Source organism: Pseudarthrobacter sp. NamE5, from assembly GCF_005796225.1.
Classification (GTDB): domain Bacteria; phylum Actinomycetota; class Actinomycetes; order Actinomycetales; family Micrococcaceae; genus Arthrobacter.
The window spans coordinates 1-18396 of record NZ_VAHO01000015.1; the positions used below are offsets into that span (position 1 = coordinate 1).

Consider the following 18396-nt stretch of genomic DNA (forward strand, 5'->3'; position numbering starts at 1 on the left):
CCACTTCGCAGCCAAGGGGATCGTGCTGAGCGAGGCGCTGGGTGGGCGGCCCTCTTACCTTTTGCAGGTGCCTTCCGTATATACCGCGGATGAAGCATCTGAGGACATCGTTCGGCATCTCGAGGAGCTGCTCCCGTCGGTCGTCGCCGAGCAGGTTTAGGGGTGGGGGCATCATGGGTCACAGCACTGCCGAGGTAACCGCGGTCGTTCCCGCCCGGCTCGCTGAACATTTGCTCCGGCGCTGGCTGGAGGCCCCCTTCAGTATGGGGTTGACGACTTGTTCAGGGTTCGTAGAGGACGGCCATGGAGCCTCCAAGCAGTTCTGGAGAGTGTTGTGGACCGGGCTATTGGGGCCCGGAGCTGACAGATCAACTCGTTCAAATCGGGGGAGGACAACGAACCGCGTCGGCGGATGCGGTCGTGGGGACTGCGACCGGCGTTGTCGCGGCGCGTAATCGTAAAACATTGTTCGCGGTAGACGACTTCGACTTCGCCCTGGACTAATTCCTCATGGAGGGGTCGGGACTGGAACGAATGGTCCGCAAGGCAGCTGGCGCGGTGCAACTTTGACGCTGCTCTGGGACTCGTTGGCGTGCTGCCCTACCCGTTCTGGGCGGGGCTCTTGCTTCTTAACGTCGCTTTCGTCCTGGCGATTCGGGGAGATGCTGCGGGTCCGGTGTGCCTTCCGGTCATGGTGTGGCTCGTCGTGGTGCTCGTGTTCGTGCTTTTCGGGACTGCCGCCCTCGCTACAGAAGTACCGCGGGGTGAGGTCGCTTTCCGCCATATAGGCATCGCTGACGCACTCTCGCGCACTCAGAAAATCGACCCGGACATCGACGCGTACTTCAACTGGCCTGCTTTCTTCGCGCTTCTGGCAACGATATTCCAAGCAACCGGCCTCAACCCGCTCGCTGCCTTGGCTGTGCTGGTGGCGGGGCCGCTTACCCGCCTATCCCCGACCAAACCAGCGAATAAACGCCCTCGCTGTGACCCTTCTACTCCTCGCGGTTATCTGCGCAAGCCATCAGCTGACACCGTTCATGATGCTCATCGCCATCACTGTCCTAACCTTGAGCGGATGCGTCTGGCCCAGCCGCCTGCCCCTGATCACCGCCGTCGTGCTGGCACTCTGGCTCGCCTATCCCGCCAGTGCATACCTGGTGGGTCACCCACCCCGTTCAGACGTCGGACTGCAGGCCGCAACAAAGGCGAACGTCGTCAATCGCATGAGCGGGACCCCTGGGCACGTGCTGGTGGTGCAGCTTCGGATGGTTCTGACCCTCGTGCTATGGGCCCTCGCAGCGGCGGGAGTGACCGTGACTGGCGCAAAAGGCGTCTGGACATCCGGGTAATCCTCCTCGCCGTCACCCCGCTGTTTCTCTTGCCGGCGCAGTCGTACGGCGGGGAAATGCTCATCCGTGTCTCCCTGTTCGCGCTTCCTTTCATCGCAGTGCAGGCGTCCTCCATCCTGCTTCCCACGGCCAGTCGGGCGCGTCCTTCCTCTCCGGCAAAGGCAGGCCTTACCGCAGGAAGTCTCGTGCTGACCTGCTTCCTGCTTGCTGTATTGACCGTGACAGGCCGGTTCGGCAACGGGCGCTACGACATGTTCACCGACAGTGCGGTCGCCGCCGTTGCCGCCGCAAATCGTATCGCACCCCCTAGCTCGGCCATTATTTCGGCTGCCCACCCAACTCCCTGGCGCAGCGAGGCCTACCTCGAACACAAATACCGCACGTTCGACGAACTGTGCGGGCCTGAGCTGTCAACAATGACGTGCGGCCCACGCCTCTATGGCTGTGCCCGGCACAATCCTGCGGGAGCAGTAGTGCTGCTCATGCGCTCGTCAGAGGCAAGCCTGGTACTCCGAGGCGTAACCAGCGCGCAGGGTATACAAGAGCTGGAAAAATGGCTCGGCGCGCAGGACGGCGTGGAGCTGGCATTCAGCAACGCGGACGCACGCGTGTACCGTGTGGCACCATGAGCGGCGGCAGCGTCAGCCGGCAAAACGTGAGGCTGGGTCTCGCGGACGTAGCGCTGTCGCCGGTGGCCCTCGTCAGCCTGCCAACACCGCTACTGGCGACCTTGGCCAGGAAGCCGGGCATAGATGTTTGGATCTTACGGCCCACCCTGATTCTCGCGAGCCCGTCAAGCGAACGGGTGTCTTGTTGAGGTGTAGATCAGCCGCACGCTTCGCGTGCTGAGGTCTTTATTTGTGTACGCCAGGGGCGAGGAAAAGAACCGCTCTGTCGAGACTGCTCTTGCCTGTTCAGGTGCTTAGCTGTCACTCCAACCTTGGGCCGGCACCTAGCAATGCACGCATCAGGAGCTGCCCTGGTCACGTCTGGACGTTGCTGCCGCCATGAAGTAACCTGTGTGGAACTTGTTAGCGCTAACAGAAAGGGATCTTTGTGAATCTTTCCAGCACCGAGAGTGCGGCCGATGCCATTCGCTCCGGACGAGGTCGTCTCGGAATCGAACTGGGCTCAACGCGAATCAAGGCTTGCCTGATTGGCGATGATCCCCGCGACGTCCTGGCACTGGGGAGTTTTACCTGGGAAAACTCGTTTAAGGACGGGCTGTGGACGTACTCGCTCCCGGATGTTTGGGCCGGCGTGCAGGCAGCCTATGCCGATCTCGTGGCCAACGCGGAGCGCAGGTACGGCGTAAGGCCTAGAGCTCTTGAAGCCATTGGCATTTCCGCCATGATGCACGGCTACCTCGCTTTTGACGGCGAAGGTGAGCTGCTCGTACCGTTCCGGACGTGGCGGAACACCACGACCGGGGAGGCCGCCGCAGAACTCACCGGGCTTTTCGGTGTGAACATTCCCCTCCGCTGGTCCATTGCCCACCTGCACCAGGCAGTTCTGGACTCGGAGCCCCATGTTCCCCGGATCGACTTTACGACCACATTGGCGGGTTACGTCCATTGGTGCCTTACCGGTCGGAAGGTCATTGGAGTTGGTGACGCCTCCGGTATGTTCCCGATCGATTCCGCCACGCATGACTATGACGCCGACCTGATGAAGCGCTACAACGCACTCGTTGCCGAAGCCGCGCCGGGAATGGACCTTTCGCGGCTGCTTCCCCAGGTGCTCGTGGCAGGGGAAAAGGCCGGAAGGCTCACCGAAGCCGGAGCTGCGTTGCTTGATCCTTCAGGTCGCCTGCAGGCCGGTGCGGTCTTTTGTCCCCCGGAGGGTGACGCCGGCACTGGGATGGTGGCCACCTGTTCGGTAGCGCCCAGGACCGGCAATGTCAGTGCCGGGACCAGCATCTTCGCCATGGTGGTGCTCGAGCATCCGCTGGCGCAGGTGCACCACGAACTGGATCTGGTGGCAACTCCGGCCGGCGCCCCTGTAGCAATGGTCCACTGCAACAACGGCGCCAGCGAACTCGCTTCCTGGGCGCGCCTGTTCACAGACTTTTCCGCAGCAGCAGGCGTCCCCGTTGGTTCCGACACGGCCTTCAACGCCCTCCTGCAGGAAGCGCTTAAGGGCGAAGCAGATGCCGGAGGCCTGCTCGCATACAACTATCTTGCAGGGGAACCCATCGCAGGGCTCAGCGAAGGACGCCCCCTCTTTGTCCGCGCCCCCGACAGTAGCTTTACGCTGGCCAACTTCATGCGGGCCCAACTTTATGGCGCATTCGCCACCCTAATCCTGGGCATGCGGGTGCTGGCCCAGGAAAATGTCGGCATTGACAGGATGTTCGCCCACGGCGGTATGTTCCGGACCGCCGGTGTTGCCCAGCGGTTCCTGGCTGGTGCGCTGAATGCGCCCGTTTCGATGGCGGAATCCGCTTCCGAGGGCGGCGCCTGGGGAATCGCCGTACTGGCTGCCTTTGTCACCGACACCACCGCAAACCTCGATGAGTACCTCCGCGACTCCGTCTTCGGCGGCGCAGCATTCGAAACCGCCAATCCGGACCCGGCCGATAGCGCCGGCTTCACCAAGTTCCTCGACCGCTACAGCGCCGGACTCGCCGTCCAGCGTGCCGCGGTGGACACCCTCACCCTCAAAGGACTACCCCGATGACCACTGCCAAAGAAAACCTTCCCGTCGATTCCATCCCTGCCGACGTCGCAGAAAGCATTAGCCGGGTCCGCGTGGAGGTCTGCGCGCTGCATGCGGAACTGGTCCGCTACAACCTCGTCGTGTGGACTGGCGGCAACGTCTCAGGCCGGGTGCCGGGCACCGACTACTTCGTGATCAAACCCAGCGGGGTGATTTATGACGATCTGGCTCCTGAGAATATGATCCTGTGCACCCTAGACGGCGAGGTCGTCCCGGGGTCCCTGGGTTCTAAAAGAGCACCCTCAAGTGACACCGCTGCCCATGCCTACGTCTACAGGCACATGCCCGAGGTTGGGGGAGTGGTTCACACCCACTCACCCTACGCGGTCGCCTGGGCCGCGCATGGCGAACCCATTCCCTGCGTAACTACCGCCATGGCCGACGAATTCGGCGGCGAAATCCCGGTGGGCCCCTTCGCCATCATCGGTGATGATTCTATTGGCCGCGGCATCGTCGAGACCCTGGCCGGGCACCGCTCACGCGCCGTACTGATGAAAAACCACGGCCCCTTCACTATCGGCAAGGACGCCCGCGACGCAGTCAAAGCAGCCGTGATGGTTGAAGACGTCGCCCGCTCCGTACTGTTCTCCCGGCAACTGGGGAACCCTCACCCCATCGCCCCGGAAGCTGTGGATTCCCTTTTTCACCGCTACCAGAACGTCTATGGGCAAGACCCGGCGGGAGCCCTGAACTGACCGCGGTCTTCACAAATCGCCGCGCACTTCGTAATCCCGCCGCAAGCGCCGGTGGCGGACGACGATGATCAAAAGCAGCAAGGCGCGGTTGCCGCGGCTGGAAGACGTAGCTAATGTCGCCGGAGTTTCGCAGCAGACAGTTTCCAGGGTGATCAATAACCACCCCAACGTCAGCACGGCGACGAGGGAAAAGGTGGAGTCGGCCATCGTGGAACTTGGGTATCGCCGGAACACCGCTGCCAGGAGTCTTGTGACACGGCGTTCACAGATCATAGGCGTCCTGGCCAGTGAGCTGTCGCAGTACGGCCCTGCCCGCACGCTGCTGGGCGTGGAGCAGGCTGCCCGCGATGCCGGATACTTCGTCAGCATCGCGGCGCTGCGTGAGGTGACCACAGAGGGCATACTCAATGCCGTCAGCCACTTCACTGACCAGGCCGTTGACGGCATAGTGGTACTGGTGCCGCACGCGGATACTGTCAGAGCATTGGAGGAAATGAACCTGTCTGTGCCTGTAGTAGCGGTTGGAGCTCCTGGAAACAGCAACGTGAGCGGGGCCAGGGTTGACCAGCGCCACGGTGCCCGCCTCGCGGTCAGGCACCTTGTCGAGTTGGGCCACAGGAGGATAGCCCATGTTTGTGGTCCACCCCATTGGACCGACAGTGGGGAACGTGCCGCCGGTTGGCGGGAAGCCTTACGCGATGCAGAACTTGATGACCAGTTTCTTTTGGAAGGTGACTGGAGCGCGGGCAGTGGCTACCACATCGGCCGCAGGCTTGGTGCAGAACGGCAGGTCACAGCCCTGTTCGTTGGTAACGATCAGATGGCATTGGGAGTGCTGCGCGCCTTCGCGGAGGCGAACGTCAGGGTCCCGCAGGACGTCTCCATTGTTGGCTTCGATGACCAGCCGGAGTCCGGCTACTTCACCCCGCCGCTGACCACCGTTCGGCAGGATTTTGAAGAGCTGGGCCGCCGATGTGTCGACGTCATGCTCAGGGGAATTGCGGCCAACGCGGTGGAAGGTTCCATCTTCGTGCCTCCCCACTTGGTACTGCGTTCCAGCACGGCGCCGCCGCGAGGACCGGCATTTTGATCATGAAAGATAGTTGACCCAGCACATGTTAGCGTTCACACTTTACCTATCCCAATGGTCCTCGCGCTGCCTCGCGTCGAACGTCCCGATCGCCAAAGTGCTACGCCACAGCTGGAAACGCCCCTTGTTGTCCCCATAAACTCCCTGCCCCTTATCGCCCCGGTTACACCAACCAGCTCACTTACTTCCCAGGAGAACCCATGAGTACCGCAGCATCCACTTCACTCGACGGCTACGAGGTCTGGTTCCTCACCGGCAGCCAGCACCTCTACGGCGAGGACGTCCTGAAACAGGTCGCCGCCCAGTCGCAGGAGATCGCCAACCAGCTCAACGCCTCCTCCTCGGTGCCTGTACGGATTGTGTGGAAGCCGGTCCTGACGGACTCTGACGCCATCCGCCGCACGGCCCTGGAGGCGAACTCGGACGATTCCGTCATTGGTGTCACGGCCTGGATGCACACCTTCAGCCCGGCCAAGATGTGGATCCAGGGCCTGGACCTGCTCCGCAAGCCGCTGCTGCACCTGCACACCCAGGCCAACCGGGACCTGCCGTGGGCGGACATCGACTTCGACTTCATGAACCTGAACCAGGCAGCCCACGGCGACCGGGAGTTCGGCTACATCCAGTCCCGCCTGGGCATCGCGCGGAAGACCGTGGTGGGGCACGTCTCCAACCCGGAAGTTGCGCGCCAGGTGGGCTCCTGGCAGCGGGCCGCCGCCGGCTGGGCCGCCGTCCGCACACTGAAGCTGACCCGCTTCGGTGACAACATGCGCAACGTTGCCGTCACCGAGGGCGACAAGACAGAGGCCGAGCTGCGCTTCGGCGTCGCGGTCAACACTTGGTCGGTGAACGAGCTTGCCGATGCCGTGCACGGGGCGGAGGAGTCCGACGTCGATGCCCTGGTGGCGGAGTATGAGGACCTTTACGATGTGGTGCCGGAGCTGCGCGCGGGCGCGGCCCGGCACGAATCGTTGCGCTACGGCGCCCGGATCGAACTGGGCCTGCGCAGCTTCCTTGAAGCGAACGGCTCGGCGGCGTTCACCACGTCCTTTGAGGACTTGGGCGGCCTCCGCCAGCTTCCCGGCCTGGCAGTCCAGCGGCTGATGGCCGCCGGCTACGGCTTCGGTGCCGAGGGCGACTGGAAGACGGCCATCCTGGTTCGCGCCGCCAAGGTGATGGGCGCCGGACTTCCTGGCGGCGCATCCCTGATGGAGGACTACACCTACCACCTCGAACCCGGCTCCGAAAAGATCCTTGGCGCCCACATGCTGGAGGTATGCCCGTCCCTGACTGCCGGCAAGCCGCGGCTGGAAATCCATCCGCTGGGCATCGGCGGCAAGGAGGACCCGGTGCGCCTGGTGTTCGACGCCGATGCCTCCCCCGGCGTGGTGGTCGCGCTGTCAGACATGCGGGACCGTTTCCGTCTGGTGGCGAACGCCGTCGACGTCGTTCCCCTGGACCAGCCGCTGCCCAACCTGCCCGTGGCCCGCGCTCTGTGGCAGCCCAAGCCGGACTTTGCCACCTCCGCGGCAGCCTGGCTCACCGCCGGTGCCGCACACCATACCGTGCTCTCCACCCAGGTGGGCATGGACGTGTTCGAGGACTTCGCAGAAATCGCCAAAACCGAACTGCTCACCATCGACGAGGACACCACCATCCGGCAGTTCAAAAAAGACCTGAACTGGAACGCCGCCTACTACCGGCTGGCCGGGGGGATCTAGACCCCGTATATCCTTCGAGGGAGTACGCCCGCCGTCGAAACTCCGGCTAGTGCATCCCGGAAGCTGCGCCACCGGGACGGGATTTAACGTCCCGTTCCCGGTGAAACCCGGGTTTCAACTTAGGCGCCGTTATGGCATCATCTAACCACCCACCTCGCTTGTGGCGGCCGACCCTCGTGAATGATGCCCGGCGTCCTACAACGTTATAGACTAATTGCACGTGACGTATCGGGCATCACGGCGGGGATATACCGGGGAGCGGCATGGCGGTCACAATTAAGGACGTTGCGCTGGCGGCCGGAGTCTCAATTAAGACTGTGTCCAATGTAATCAACGACTACCAGTACATCCGCGCGGACACCAAGCAGCGGGTCATGGAGGCTATCGCCAGCCTAGGCTATAGCCCCAATCTGTCCGCTCGGAGCTTGCGCTCGGGCAAGACCGGCGTGATAGGGCTCGCTGTTCCCGAGCTCTCGCTCAGCTATTTCGCCGAGCTGGCGGATTCCATCATCAAGGCCGCCGAAGAGCGCGGCCTCAAGGTTCTGATCGAACAAACCGGCGGCGACCGCGCCCGTGAACTCGAGATACTCGCCAGCCCGCGGCTGCAGATGACTGACGGGTTGTTGTTCAGCCCATTAGGTGTGTCCAACGAAGACGCCCACCACCTCAACGTCAACTTCCCGCTCGTCCTCCTCGGCGAGCGGATTTTCGGTGGTCCCACCGATCACGTGACCATGAGCAACGTGGAGTCGGCGCGGGCCGCAACGGCACACCTGATCTCGAAAGGCCGGAAGCGCATCGCCGTCGTCGGAGGACACGAAGGGGAGGTCATTGGTTCTGCCGGGCTCCGCCTGCGCGGTTACCAGGAGGCGCTGGAGGAAGCCGGCATCCCGTTCGACCACAGGCTCGTGGCCTACACTACCCTGTGGCACCGCTCCAACGGGGCCACCTCCATGCGGGAAATGCTCGAGAGCGGCGTCGAGTTCGACGCGATGTTCGGCTTGAATGACACGTTGGCCCTCGGAGCCATGCGCGTGCTGCAGGAAGCGGGCCTGAGGATTCCTGACGACGTCGCCGTCATTGGTTTTGACGACCTCGACGAGGGCAGGTATTCGCTGCCCACGCTGTCGACTATCGATCCTGGTCGGGGAGAAATCGCTGAGACTGCCGTGCGTGTCCTGCAGGAGCGGATTTCGGGCCATGATGGACCGCCCAGGGAGCTCGAGGCGCGGTTCCAAGTTGTCGAACGTGAGTCCTCAAGGCTCCCCACCAGCTGAATTCCTGCTGGCCCGAAAGTTTTCTGCGGAACAGCTTGACAGTGACAGGCCTCACTCGTCATGCTACTTCTACAACGTTTACCTACAACGATGCAACATCGGACCAGGCACTTGCGGGAACCTCGCTGGGAGGCGAGCTTGCAGGAGGACGGACCGGGATCAAGGAAGATCGAGCGGCACCCACTTAGTGCCCCGGCGATCCTCCCTTATGCATCGCCCGGACCGGCCGCCTACGGGCGGCCCCACGGTGGATTGCCACCGCGAGAGGAAGCAAGAGATATGAAAGCCAAGTTTCTGGCATCGGCCGGCATCGTTGCCGCCACCGCCGTAGCGCTGACAGGCTGCTCCGGAGGAAACGGAAGCGGCCCGGAGGCCGCGTCCTGCACCAACACCATTGTCAATGCAGAGGCACCCCAGGTCACCGTCTGGGCCTGGTACCCCGCGTTCAACGAGGTCGTTGATAACTTCAACAACACCAACAGCGATGTGCAGATCTGCTGGACCAATGCGGGCCAGGGCAACGACGAGTACACGAAGTTCTCGACCTCGATCGAGTCCGGCTCCGGCGCCCCCGACGTCATCCAGCTCGAGTCGGAGGTTCTCTCCAGCTTTACCATCCGCAATGCGCTTGTGGACCTCACCGAGTTCGGCGCCAATGACGTCAAGGACCAGTACGCCGAAGGCGCCTGGGAGGATGCTTCAAGCGGTGACGCCGTGTATGCGATCCCGGTCGACGGCGGCCCCATGGGGATGCTCTACCGCCAGGATATCTTCGACGCCGCGGGCATCCAGGTGCCGACAACGTGGAAAGAGTTCGAAGCCGCTGCCCAAAAGTTGAAGGAGTCCGGCAACGGTGCCGTCATGGCTGACTTCCCGACCAACGGGCGCGCATTCAACCAGGCTCTTTTCGCGCAGGCCGGTTCGGTTCCGTTCGAGTACGATTCCGCTAACCCGCAGGAGATCGGAATCAAGGTCAACGACCAGGGTGCCAAGGACGTCCTTGAATATTGGAACGGGCTCGTCAAGAAGGGCCTCGTCGCCACCGATGACGCTTTTACGGCGGACTACAACACCAAGCTCGTCGACGGCTCGTACGCCCTCTATCTGGCAGCAGCCTGGGGCCCCGGCTACCTGCAGGGCCTGTCCGACGCCGACCCGGACGCAGTCTGGCGTGCGGCGCCGCTCCCGCAGTGGGATGCGGCCAACCCCGTCCAGGTCAACTGGGGCGGTTCCACCTTCGCAGTGACCGAGCAGGCCAAGGACAAGAAACTTGCAGCGAAGGTGGCCATGGGCATCTTCGGTAACAAGGAAGGCATGAACCTCGGCGTTGACAAGGGAGCGCTCTTCCCGTCATACGCGCCGGTCCTCGACTCCGAGGAGTTCGCCAACAAGGAGTACAAGTTCTTCGGCGGGCAGCAGATCAACAAGGACGTCTTCCTCAAGGCTGCTGAGGGCTACCAGGGCGCGACCTTCAGCCCGTTCCAGAACTACGCCTACGACCAGTTGACCGTGCAGCTCTACTCGATGGTCCAGGGCGAGAAGGACGCGGGCAAGGCCCTCGACGATCTCCAGGCATCCCTCGAGCAGTACGCGACCGAGCAGGGATTCACCCTGAAGTAACTGCCGGGATAGGTGCCCGCGTCCATCGCGGGCACCTATCCGCCCGGCCCTCGTGGACACTTCCAGTGCGCCAACCGTCCCATTGCTTGAGGAAAGACCATCATGGCTACGACCACCGCGCCGAGTTCGGCCCCGCGGGCCAAGGCACCGGCCCCCGCTAAGCACCGCCCCGACAAAAACTACCGGCGCCGGCAGCGCTGGGGATGGATCTTTGTTGCGCCCTTCGCGGCAATCTTCCTGACCTTCCTTATCCTTCCCCTGGTCTACGCCTTCAGGATGAGCCTCTTCACCAGCACCCTGGCCACGGGCACCAAGTTCGTCGGCGCGGACAACTACCTCAAGGCGTTCTCCGACCCGATCTTCCTGCAGGGACTGGCGACGGTGGCGAAGTTCGCACTGATCATGATCCCCGCGCAAATGATCGTGGCCCTGCTCGCCGCACTCGTCCTCGACAATCTTGCCACCTGGGCGTCCAAGTTCTCCCGGCTGATGATCTTCGTCCCGTACGCGGTTCCCGTGGTCATCGGCGCCCTCATGTGGGGCTTCCTCTACAGCCCCCGCTTCGGGCCGGCCGGCTCCATCTTCGGCCTCTTCGGCATGGCCGCACCGGAATTCCTGGCGCAGGGCAGCATTTTCGGCAGCCTCGTCAACATCGTGACGTGGCAGTGGGCCGGCTACTACATGATCATCATCTACGCCGCTCTGCGGGGTATCGATCCCGGAATCTACGAGGCAGCGGTGCTCGACGGCGCCTCGGACAGGCAGATCGCGTGGCGAATCAAGGTCCCCATGATCTCCTCCTCCTTGGTGATGGTGGTCATCTTTGCCCTTATCGGCACCCTGCAGTTCTTCACCGAACCGCAAGTGCTCCGGGGAGTGGCCCAGGGCGCCATCCCCACGTCATACACCCCTAATATGTACGCTTTCTCGCTGGCCTTCTCCTACAGCCAGTTCAACTATGCCTCCGCCATCTCCTTCGCGCTCGGCATTGTCGTGTTTGTCTTTTCCTTCCTCTTCCTCTTCCTGACCCGCAAGCAGAGCGGACTGAAATAAGCCATGGCACTTGTCACCGAAACCCCCCAGCTGGAGGGCGGCCGGAAAGGCCGCAGCGCTGCCGGCCGCCGCACCAGGTCCCGCAACGGCGGCCCCCGCATCGGCTCACACATCTTCCTTCTCATCCTCGTTATCTACTTCATCACCCCCATTTGGTGGCTGACTGTCGCCAGCACCAAGGACACCGCCGGCCTCTTCGGGGGCTCGGGTGGACCCCTCTGGTTCGACAACGAGTTCCACTTCTTCAGCAACATCCAGGGCTTGTTTGAACGGCAGGACGGCATCTACTGGCGCTGGCTCGGGAATTCATTCCTCTACGCCATCTCGGGCGGTGTTGGGGCAACCATCCTCGCCGTGCTTGCGGGCTACGGCTTCGCCAAGTACAACTTCCGCGGGCGGGGTCCCTTCTTCGGGCTCCTTCTGGGGGCGGTCATGGTGCCACTGACGGCCCTGGTCATCCCGACCTTCGTGCTGCTGAGCTCGGTGGGGCTGGTGAACACCATCTGGGCTGTGATCCTGCCCTCGCTCCTCAGCCCGTTCGGCGTCTACCTCATGAGGGTCTTCACCCAGGAAGCGGTTCCGGACGAATTACTCGATGCCGCCCGGATCGACGGCGCGGGAGAAATCCGCACGTTCGTCCAGATCGCACTGCCCCTGTTGCGCCCGGCGATCGTGACGGTACTGCTGTTGTCCGTCGTCGGGACCTGGAATAACTTCTTCCTGCCGCTGGCCGTGCTCAGCGACCCCCTGCTGCTCCCCGTAACCGTGGGACTCAACGGATGGCAGGCCCTGTCCAACGCCGGCAGCGGCGGCGAGGCCCTGTGGAACCTGATCACCACGGGCGCCTTCCTCTCGATCATCCCGCTGATCATCGCGTTCCTCTCCCTCCAGAAGTACTGGCAGGGCGGGTTGTCGCTGGGCTCGCTCAAATAGCCCCGACCCCGGCTGCCAGTCCAAGCCACCCCGTACAGAAAGCAATATCGATGCAAAACGCACATCTTACGCTCGACCCCCACTTCACGGTCGGGCGGATCAACCGCAACATCTTCGGCGGGTTCGTCGAACACCTTGGCCGCCACGTTTACGACGGCATCTATGAACCCGGCCACGAGAGCGCCGACAACGAAGGGTTCCGCCAGGACGTCATCGAGCTCGTCAAGGAAATGGGTGTTTCCACCATCCGCTATCCCGGCGGCAACTTCGTCTCCGGCTTCCGCTGGGAAGACAGCGTGGGTCCCCGCGAGGAGCGCCCAACCCGCGTGGACCTCGCCTGGCACTCCACCGAGACCAACCAGGTGGGCATGCACGAATTCGCCTCCTGGCTGCAGAAGGTAGGCAGCGATCTCATGCTGGCCGTAAACCTCGGAACGAGGGGAACGACCGAAGCGCTTGAACTCCTCGAGTACTCGAACCTGCCGAAAGGTACCACGCTCGCCAACCAGCGCATGGCCAACGGCCACCCGGACCCGTTCGGCGTCAAGATCTGGTGCCTGGGCAACGAGATGGACGGCCCGTGGCAACTCGGGCACCGCTCCGCCGAGGACTACGGCAAGCTTGCCGCCATCACGGCCAGGGCGATGCGCCAGCTGGACCCATCGATCGAGCTCGTGGCCTGCGGTTCTTCGAGCGCCCACATGCCGACGTTTGGCGAGTGGGAGCGCGTGGTGCTCACCCACACCTATGACGTCGTCGACTACATCTCCTGCCACGCGTACTACGAGGAGAAGAACGGCGACCTGGGATCGTTCCTCGCATCCGCCGTCGACATGGACCACTTCATCGAGTCCGTCGTGGCGACGGCCGACCATGTGAAGGCCGTCCGCGGGAGCTCAAAGACCATCAATATCTCCTTTGACGAGTGGAACGTCTGGTACATCAGCCGTTTCGAAAACGTCGACAAGATCGAGGGTCTCGACAACTGGCCGGTGGCCCCGCGCCTGCTCGAAGACTGCTACTCAGTGGCAGACGCCGTCGTGTTCGGTAACCTCATGATCTCGCTGCTCAAACACGCCGACCGCGTCACCTCCGCTTCACTGGCGCAGCTCGTCAACGTGATTGCGCCCATCATGACCGAGCCAGGCGGCCCCGCGTGGCGCCAGACCACGTTCTTCCCGTTCTCGATCACCTCGAAGCTCGCGCAGGGATCGGTGCTTGAACTCAAGCTCGACGCCGGGACGTACGAAACCAGCGAGTACGGTGTGGTGCCGCTCGTCGACGCTGTGGCCACGCACGACGACGAAACGGGCGCGACCGCCGTCTTCCTCGTCAACCGCTCGCAAACCGAGGAGACCACCGTGACCATCGACATCGCGGCCCTCGACGGCTTCAGCTCTGTCGAGGCGCAGTCACTGTTCGATTCGGACGTGTACGCGAAAAATACCCTCGAGGAGCCCGAGCGCGTGACCATGAAGCCCAACACATCCGCCACCCTAGACGGTAGTGCAGTCACCATCGCCCTTCCTCCCGTGTCATGGACGGCCCTTTCCCTCACATGAACCACCAGGAATACAGAATCGAGGGCGGCGGCTACACAGCCGTCGTCCTCGGCTTCGGGGCCACTGTCCGCGAACTGACTTACCAAGGGCGGCCGCTCGTAGTGGGCTTCGGCTCCGACGAGGAGATGCCCAACTTCCGTGGCGCCTTCGTGGCTCCCTGGCCTAACCGCATCGCCGATGGGCGCTATACGTTCGACGGAGCGAACTACCAGCTTGCAATTAACGAGCCAGATCGGGGCGCTGCGCTGCACGGGCTCGTGTTCGATGTCCCCTGGACACTGGTGGAGCACACCGGGAGCACGCTGACCCTGGCATGCACCATTGAGCCCACGGAAGGCTACCCCTTCAAGCTTTACCTCCAAGCGCGGTTCAGCCTCGACGGGCAGGGCTTCAGGACAGACGTAGCAGCATGTAATGTCGGCGCCCGGCGCGCGCCCTACGGCGTTTGCCCTCACCCGTACCTTGTGGGCGGGCCGTCACCGCTCGAGGAGTGGGCGCTCGAGCTGCCTGCCTCAACGGTTCTGACGGTAACTCCCGACCGTCTGCTGCCCGTGGCCAAGGAATCAGTCGCCGGCACTCCATTTGACTTCCGCTCGGCCCGTACCATCGGTGACGTGCAAATCGACCACGCTTTCACGGACCTTGCCTGGGATCGCGAAGGGCACGCCATGGTCCGAGTTATCGATCCCGCGCTTGGGACCGGCACAGCGATGGTGTGGGACGCGAGCTGCCCCTGGGTGCAGATCCACACTGCGGACCTTCCGAGACAACCAGAGCGCACCCGGCTCGGGCTTGCCGTCGAGCCCATGTCATGCCCGCCGGAGGCCTTCAACACCGGCGAGGACCTTGTGGTCCTCGAACCGGGGGAATCGCACAGCACGGGCTGGACCATCGCCGCCCTTTAGCTCTTGTCGGGCTTCATAGGCCAGCCGCGTCGATGAGCGTGAAGGACGGGGACCCCGGAGACGCTTCGCCAAGAGCGCGCCGTCAAGACGCACCAGAGGCGGGGCGACTCGGCTCACTGTAACATCGAGGCCGGTTGTCCTGCACAGCCCCTTTTGGGGCCGCTCCCCACCGCTTTGAACTGTCGATAACGGACATTCCGTCAAACCTACAGGTAGGGATTCACTTTGCTTGCTGACGAGGACCACACGTGCAGCAGCTTTAGCGGGTCGGCGTCCACAGGTCGAGGTCAGACCATCCCACGGGAAAGCCCATGCTCACATTGGGCGATAGGAGTTCGGAGCCGTCCGGCGCTTGAAGTTTAAGATCAAGGTCTGCATGAGTTCATAAAGGAACGGAAGACTTCCGAAGCTCAAGACTTCGGTGACAGCCCAGATGGGCACATCCTGCTCTGGATACTTCAACAGGTGGTGCTTTAGGAAGTCTTCATCCTCCGCAGCGGACGTAACAGCTTCCCGCCACGTCTTAGACCATGCTTCAAACTTCGTTTTCTCACTCGTGGGTTTATCGCATCTTTGCGCATCGAGAAAATTGCTTAGAGGCATGAGCTGCAACGTCCTTCGAAGCAAGCGTATGGGCGATAGCTGCCCTCAACCGGACTTCGAATTCCAGCAGGCCTTCCTGGCAGACTCGGGCCAGCTTGAAGTCGAATGCTTCCAGCTTCCTGGCTGCCGGAGGCTGCCAGGCCCTGACCGAGGAAGGTGCCCATGGTGACAAACCAAGCGCCCCAGACAAAGAACTGCAGGAACATCATCAGGGATAGTCGCAGTCGGATCCCGACGGGCATTGCCGCGTTGCTGCTGTTAGCGGCTGCCGGCGTGGTGGTCCCTTCTCCCTGCCGCGGGTCCCGGCTGGCCGGGGGTCGGTCTTGTGTCATGGCACATCTCCTCCGGAAACGATGAGTGGGCGTAGGGGTTCGGTGGGAGATGCGCAGCCCAGTTTGGATCCGGTCCCCGGTGCCGCCCCAGGCCGCGCCCAGCCGCTGCGCTGCAGCGGCCGAACGCTCCGGTGGCGAGACTGCAACCGCCGCCACCATACGGTTCGCCGCGCGCGCACCGCGCGGGCGCGGACGTCGACGACGAGCCCGAGCCCACTGATCCCTGACCGCAGGCCACCAACGCTGGCCGTTCCGACCGGCCGCGCCGGGGAGGACGCTGCTTCAGCCTCCATAAAGAAAAGTTCAGTCCACAGGTGCGGTCTGCTCGACTTATCCACGGCTGCTGGCACCGATTGAGACGCCGGCAAAACCCGTAGCGTCATCCGTGAGATCTCCCACCTTATTATGAAAAGCTCAAATTAAGCCCGTAGAGTTAATAGCAGGCCACCGCAGCCCTTGAGTGCGTGGCGGGTGAAGAGTCCCCGCTCCAGCAACGCCGGTGGCCGTCCGCCTCCGGTATAGCCCCGCCACCTCCGCAGAAAGCGGAAAGAATTCCAGGCACTCATCTGGCACGGCCGGCCCCTTTCGCGAACCACGAGGAGAACCCCATGACCTTGCTCATCGAACGCCCCGCAAACCATAAAGCTACGCACAGCGCTACGCGCCGGGACAGCTACGTCACCCTGCCCGGTAACGTGGACGTCCCTCGCCCGGCCGAGGGAAACTACGTCACCGTGCCTGGTGCAGCAACCGGCAGCGGCAACAAAGCCCAGGGCAGCTATGTAACCCTTCACTCTGCTCCGATGGGTGAGACGGAAATCAGCTACACCCGCGTCGGCTAGTTCCTAGACACAGTAAGGCGCCCGCCAACCCTCCGAACGGAGAGCCGGCGGGCGCCTTTGCTGTGCCTGCTTAGGGCGTACGGCTTCAAAACCAACCGTCGAAACTCAGTAGCTCGTCTTAATTTCAACTGGCTCAGCCACTGCGTCCTCCGGTATGAACTTTGCAGCGAGGGCTTCGGAGCCGCGGGCGAGGAGGGCGACGTCGGCTCCGACCAGGATGAAGTCGGCGCCGTTGTCCAGGTAGTGCTGCGCAGTGTCCAGGTTAAAGGCGTTCACGCCGGAGGGTTTCCCCGCGGCACGTGCAGCGGTAAGGCAATGTTCGACGGCGGCGCGCACCTCGGGGTGTTCCTGCTGTCCCAGCAGGCCCATAGAAGCGGCGAGGTCGGACGGGCCTACGAAGACGGCGTCCACGCCGTCAACCTTCAGGATGTCGTCCACGGCGTCCACTGCCGCCGTCGACTCGATCTGGACGATGACGCTGATGGTCTCATCCGCCTTGGCGAGGTAGTCCGGCACCCGGTTCCAGCGGGCGGCGCGGGCCAGGGCGGAGCCGACACCGCGGACGCCCTGCGGCGGATAACGTGTGGCGGCCACGGCGGCCTCAGCTTCCGCCACGGAATTGATCATGGGAATCAGCAGGTTCTGCACTCCCAGGTCCAGGTACTGCTTAATCATCACGGTGTCATTGACCGGAGGCCGGACCAGGGCGTGGACGGGGTAGCCGTGGATGGCCTGGAGCTGGGCAAGGATGGATTCGAGCCCGTTGGGGCTGTGCTCGGCATCCACCAGCAGCCAGTCCAGCCCGGAACCCGCGCAGAGCTCGGCGATCAGCGGGCTGCCGGAGCACACCCACATGCCCGCCAGCGGCCGGTTCGCTGCGCCGAGGGCAGCGCGGAAGGAATCTTCTATTCGAAGCGGCATGTCACGCTCCCGAGGGGTCCGTAGTCGGCGTGGACGGTGTCACCCTTGTAGACCCAGAGAGGTCGGGTGAAGGACCCGGCGAGGATGATGTCGCCGGCCTTCAAGGAGTCACCATGCGCGGCGATCTTATTCGCCAGCCAGTGGACCCCGTTGGCCGGATGGTCCAGGACCCCGGCGGCCACCCCGGTCTCCTCGACCGTCTGATTCTTATAGAGGATCGCGGAGACCCAGCGGAGGTCCACGGCGTCCGGCTTCACCGGCCGTCCGCCGATCACCATGGCACCCATGGCAGCGTTGTCCGAGATGGTGTCAACGATGGTCCGGCCCTTCATCTCGATCCGGGAATCCAGGATCTCCAGGGCAGGAATCACGTAGTCGGTGGCTTTCAGGACATCGAAAATCGTGACGCCGGGGCCCTTGAGCCCGTCTTTCAGAACGAAGGCCAGCTCCACCTCCACCCGCGGATGGGTGTACTGGTCCCACTCGACCGAGCAGCCTGTTTCGAGGACCATGTCGTCGAAGATGGCGCCGTAGTCCGGTTCGGTGATGCCGGTGGCGTCCTGCATGGCCTTGGACGTGAGGCCGATCTTGCGGCCCACCAGGGTCCGTCCGGCCTCCTCGTTGCGGCGCCGCCACAACTGCTGCACCGCGTAGGAGTCCTCCACCGTCATGTCCGGGTACCGGGCGGTCAGCAGGGGAACAGGGGTGCGGGAACGGCCGGCTTCCACCAGCTCGTCCGCAATGGCCTCAATCGTCTTCGGCTCGAGCATGG

Annotated in this window: 18 protein-coding genes; 13 read left to right on the plus strand and 5 right to left on the minus strand. The window is 63.2% G+C overall.

Annotated features, from left to right (window positions below; genetic code table 11):
* Positions 1 to 986: 986 nt before the first annotated feature.
* The 4 genes from FDW84_RS19780 (at position 987) to FDW84_RS15680 (ending at position 4765) form a co-directional block, all read left to right on the plus strand.
* On the plus strand, positions 987 to 1352 hold the full coding sequence (locus FDW84_RS19780) for a hypothetical protein (protein WP_240721554.1): 366 nt from the start codon (positions 987 to 989) through the stop codon (positions 1350 to 1352).
* On the plus strand, positions 1289 to 1981 hold the full coding sequence (locus FDW84_RS19785) for a hypothetical protein (protein ID WP_240721555.1): 693 nt from the start codon (positions 1289 to 1291) through the stop codon (positions 1979 to 1981). The genes FDW84_RS19780 and FDW84_RS19785 overlap by 64 nt, the downstream gene beginning before the upstream one ends.
* Before the next feature lie 427 nt (positions 1982 to 2408).
* A complete protein-coding gene (locus FDW84_RS15675) occupies positions 2409 to 4031 on the plus strand; it encodes a xylulokinase (protein ID WP_171046809.1) in 1623 nt (540 codons plus the stop codon).
* Positions 4028 to 4765, plus strand: a complete 738-nt coding sequence (locus tag FDW84_RS15680) for an L-ribulose-5-phosphate 4-epimerase (RefSeq protein WP_138610439.1) — start codon at positions 4028 to 4030, stop codon at positions 4763 to 4765. Before FDW84_RS15675 ends, FDW84_RS15680 begins: the two co-directional genes overlap by 4 nt.
* A 9-nt stretch (positions 4766 to 4774) precedes the next feature.
* On the opposite strand, the gene FDW84_RS19790 is transcribed toward FDW84_RS15680, so the two are convergent.
* On the minus strand, positions 4775 to 4972 hold the full coding sequence (locus FDW84_RS19790; protein WP_240721562.1) for a hypothetical protein: 198 nt from the start codon (positions 4970 to 4972) through the stop codon (positions 4775 to 4777).
* Here FDW84_RS19790 and FDW84_RS15685 point away from each other — a divergent pair.
* The 8 genes from FDW84_RS15685 to FDW84_RS15720 all read left to right on the plus strand — a co-directional run bounded on the left by FDW84_RS15685 (position 4914) and on the right by FDW84_RS15720 (position 14926).
* Positions 4914 to 5855, plus strand: a complete 942-nt coding sequence (locus tag FDW84_RS15685; protein ID WP_240721561.1) for a LacI family DNA-binding transcriptional regulator — start codon at positions 4914 to 4916, stop codon at positions 5853 to 5855. The genes FDW84_RS19790 and FDW84_RS15685 overlap by 59 nt on opposite strands.
* A 200-nt stretch (positions 5856 to 6055) precedes the next feature.
* Positions 6056 to 7576, plus strand: a complete 1521-nt coding sequence (araA, locus tag FDW84_RS15690; protein ID WP_138610441.1) for an L-arabinose isomerase — start codon at positions 6056 to 6058, stop codon at positions 7574 to 7576.
* Between the two features lie 263 nt (positions 7577 to 7839).
* Positions 7840 to 8853 carry a LacI family DNA-binding transcriptional regulator gene (locus tag FDW84_RS15695; RefSeq protein WP_138610442.1) on the plus strand — a complete coding sequence of 338 codons (1014 nt, stop codon included), beginning with the start codon at positions 7840 to 7842 and terminating at the stop codon, positions 8851 to 8853.
* A gap of 279 nt (positions 8854 to 9132) precedes the next feature.
* Positions 9133 to 10473, plus strand: coding sequence for an ABC transporter substrate-binding protein (locus FDW84_RS15700; RefSeq protein ID WP_138610443.1), 1341 nt, complete (start codon positions 9133 to 9135; stop codon positions 10471 to 10473).
* A gap of 102 nt (positions 10474 to 10575) precedes the next feature.
* Entirely contained in the window at positions 10576 to 11526 is a 951-nt protein-coding gene (locus tag FDW84_RS15705; protein ID WP_138610444.1) for a carbohydrate ABC transporter permease, read from the plus strand.
* Between the two features lie 3 nt (positions 11527 to 11529).
* On the plus strand, positions 11530 to 12459 hold the full coding sequence (locus FDW84_RS15710) for a carbohydrate ABC transporter permease (RefSeq protein ID WP_138610445.1): 930 nt from the start codon (positions 11530 to 11532) through the stop codon (positions 12457 to 12459).
* Between the two features lie 50 nt (positions 12460 to 12509).
* Complete coding sequence (locus FDW84_RS15715; protein WP_138610446.1) at positions 12510 to 14021, plus strand: arabinosylfuranosidase ArfA; 1512 nt, start codon at positions 12510 to 12512, stop codon at positions 14019 to 14021.
* Positions 14018 to 14926, plus strand: a complete 909-nt coding sequence (locus tag FDW84_RS15720; protein ID WP_138610447.1) for an aldose 1-epimerase family protein — start codon at positions 14018 to 14020, stop codon at positions 14924 to 14926. Before FDW84_RS15715 ends, FDW84_RS15720 begins: the two co-directional genes overlap by 4 nt.
* A 315-nt stretch (positions 14927 to 15241) precedes the next feature.
* On the opposite strand, the gene FDW84_RS20075 is transcribed toward FDW84_RS15720, so the two are convergent.
* Together FDW84_RS20075 and FDW84_RS20080 are read right to left on the minus strand one after the other, a co-directional pair.
* The gene (locus FDW84_RS20075) at positions 15242 to 15529 is read right to left on the minus strand and encodes an Abi family protein (RefSeq protein ID WP_138610448.1); all 288 of its coding nucleotides are present in this window, start codon (positions 15527 to 15529) and stop codon (positions 15242 to 15244) included.
* On the minus strand, positions 15520 to 16020 hold the full coding sequence (locus tag FDW84_RS20080) for a hypothetical protein (protein WP_371419181.1): 501 nt from the start codon (positions 16018 to 16020) through the stop codon (positions 15520 to 15522). The genes FDW84_RS20075 and FDW84_RS20080 overlap by 10 nt, the downstream gene beginning before the upstream one ends.
* A 449-nt stretch (positions 16021 to 16469) precedes the next feature.
* Between FDW84_RS20080 and FDW84_RS15735 the strand changes: the two genes are divergently transcribed.
* On the plus strand, positions 16470 to 16703 hold the full coding sequence (locus tag FDW84_RS15735) for a hypothetical protein (RefSeq protein ID WP_138610450.1): 234 nt from the start codon (positions 16470 to 16472) through the stop codon (positions 16701 to 16703).
* A gap of 105 nt (positions 16704 to 16808) precedes the next feature.
* On the opposite strand, the gene FDW84_RS15740 is transcribed toward FDW84_RS15735, so the two are convergent.
* Positions 16809 to 17624: an HpcH/HpaI aldolase family protein gene (locus tag FDW84_RS15740; RefSeq protein WP_171046810.1), complete on the minus strand. Its 816-nt coding sequence runs from the start codon at positions 17622 to 17624 to the stop codon at positions 16809 to 16811.
* On the minus strand, positions 17609 to 18394 hold the full coding sequence (gene hpaH, locus FDW84_RS15745; protein ID WP_138610451.1) for a 2-oxo-hept-4-ene-1,7-dioate hydratase: 786 nt from the start codon (positions 18392 to 18394) through the stop codon (positions 17609 to 17611). The genes FDW84_RS15740 and hpaH overlap by 16 nt, the downstream gene beginning before the upstream one ends.
* Between the last annotated feature and the right edge of the window lie 2 nt (positions 18395 to 18396).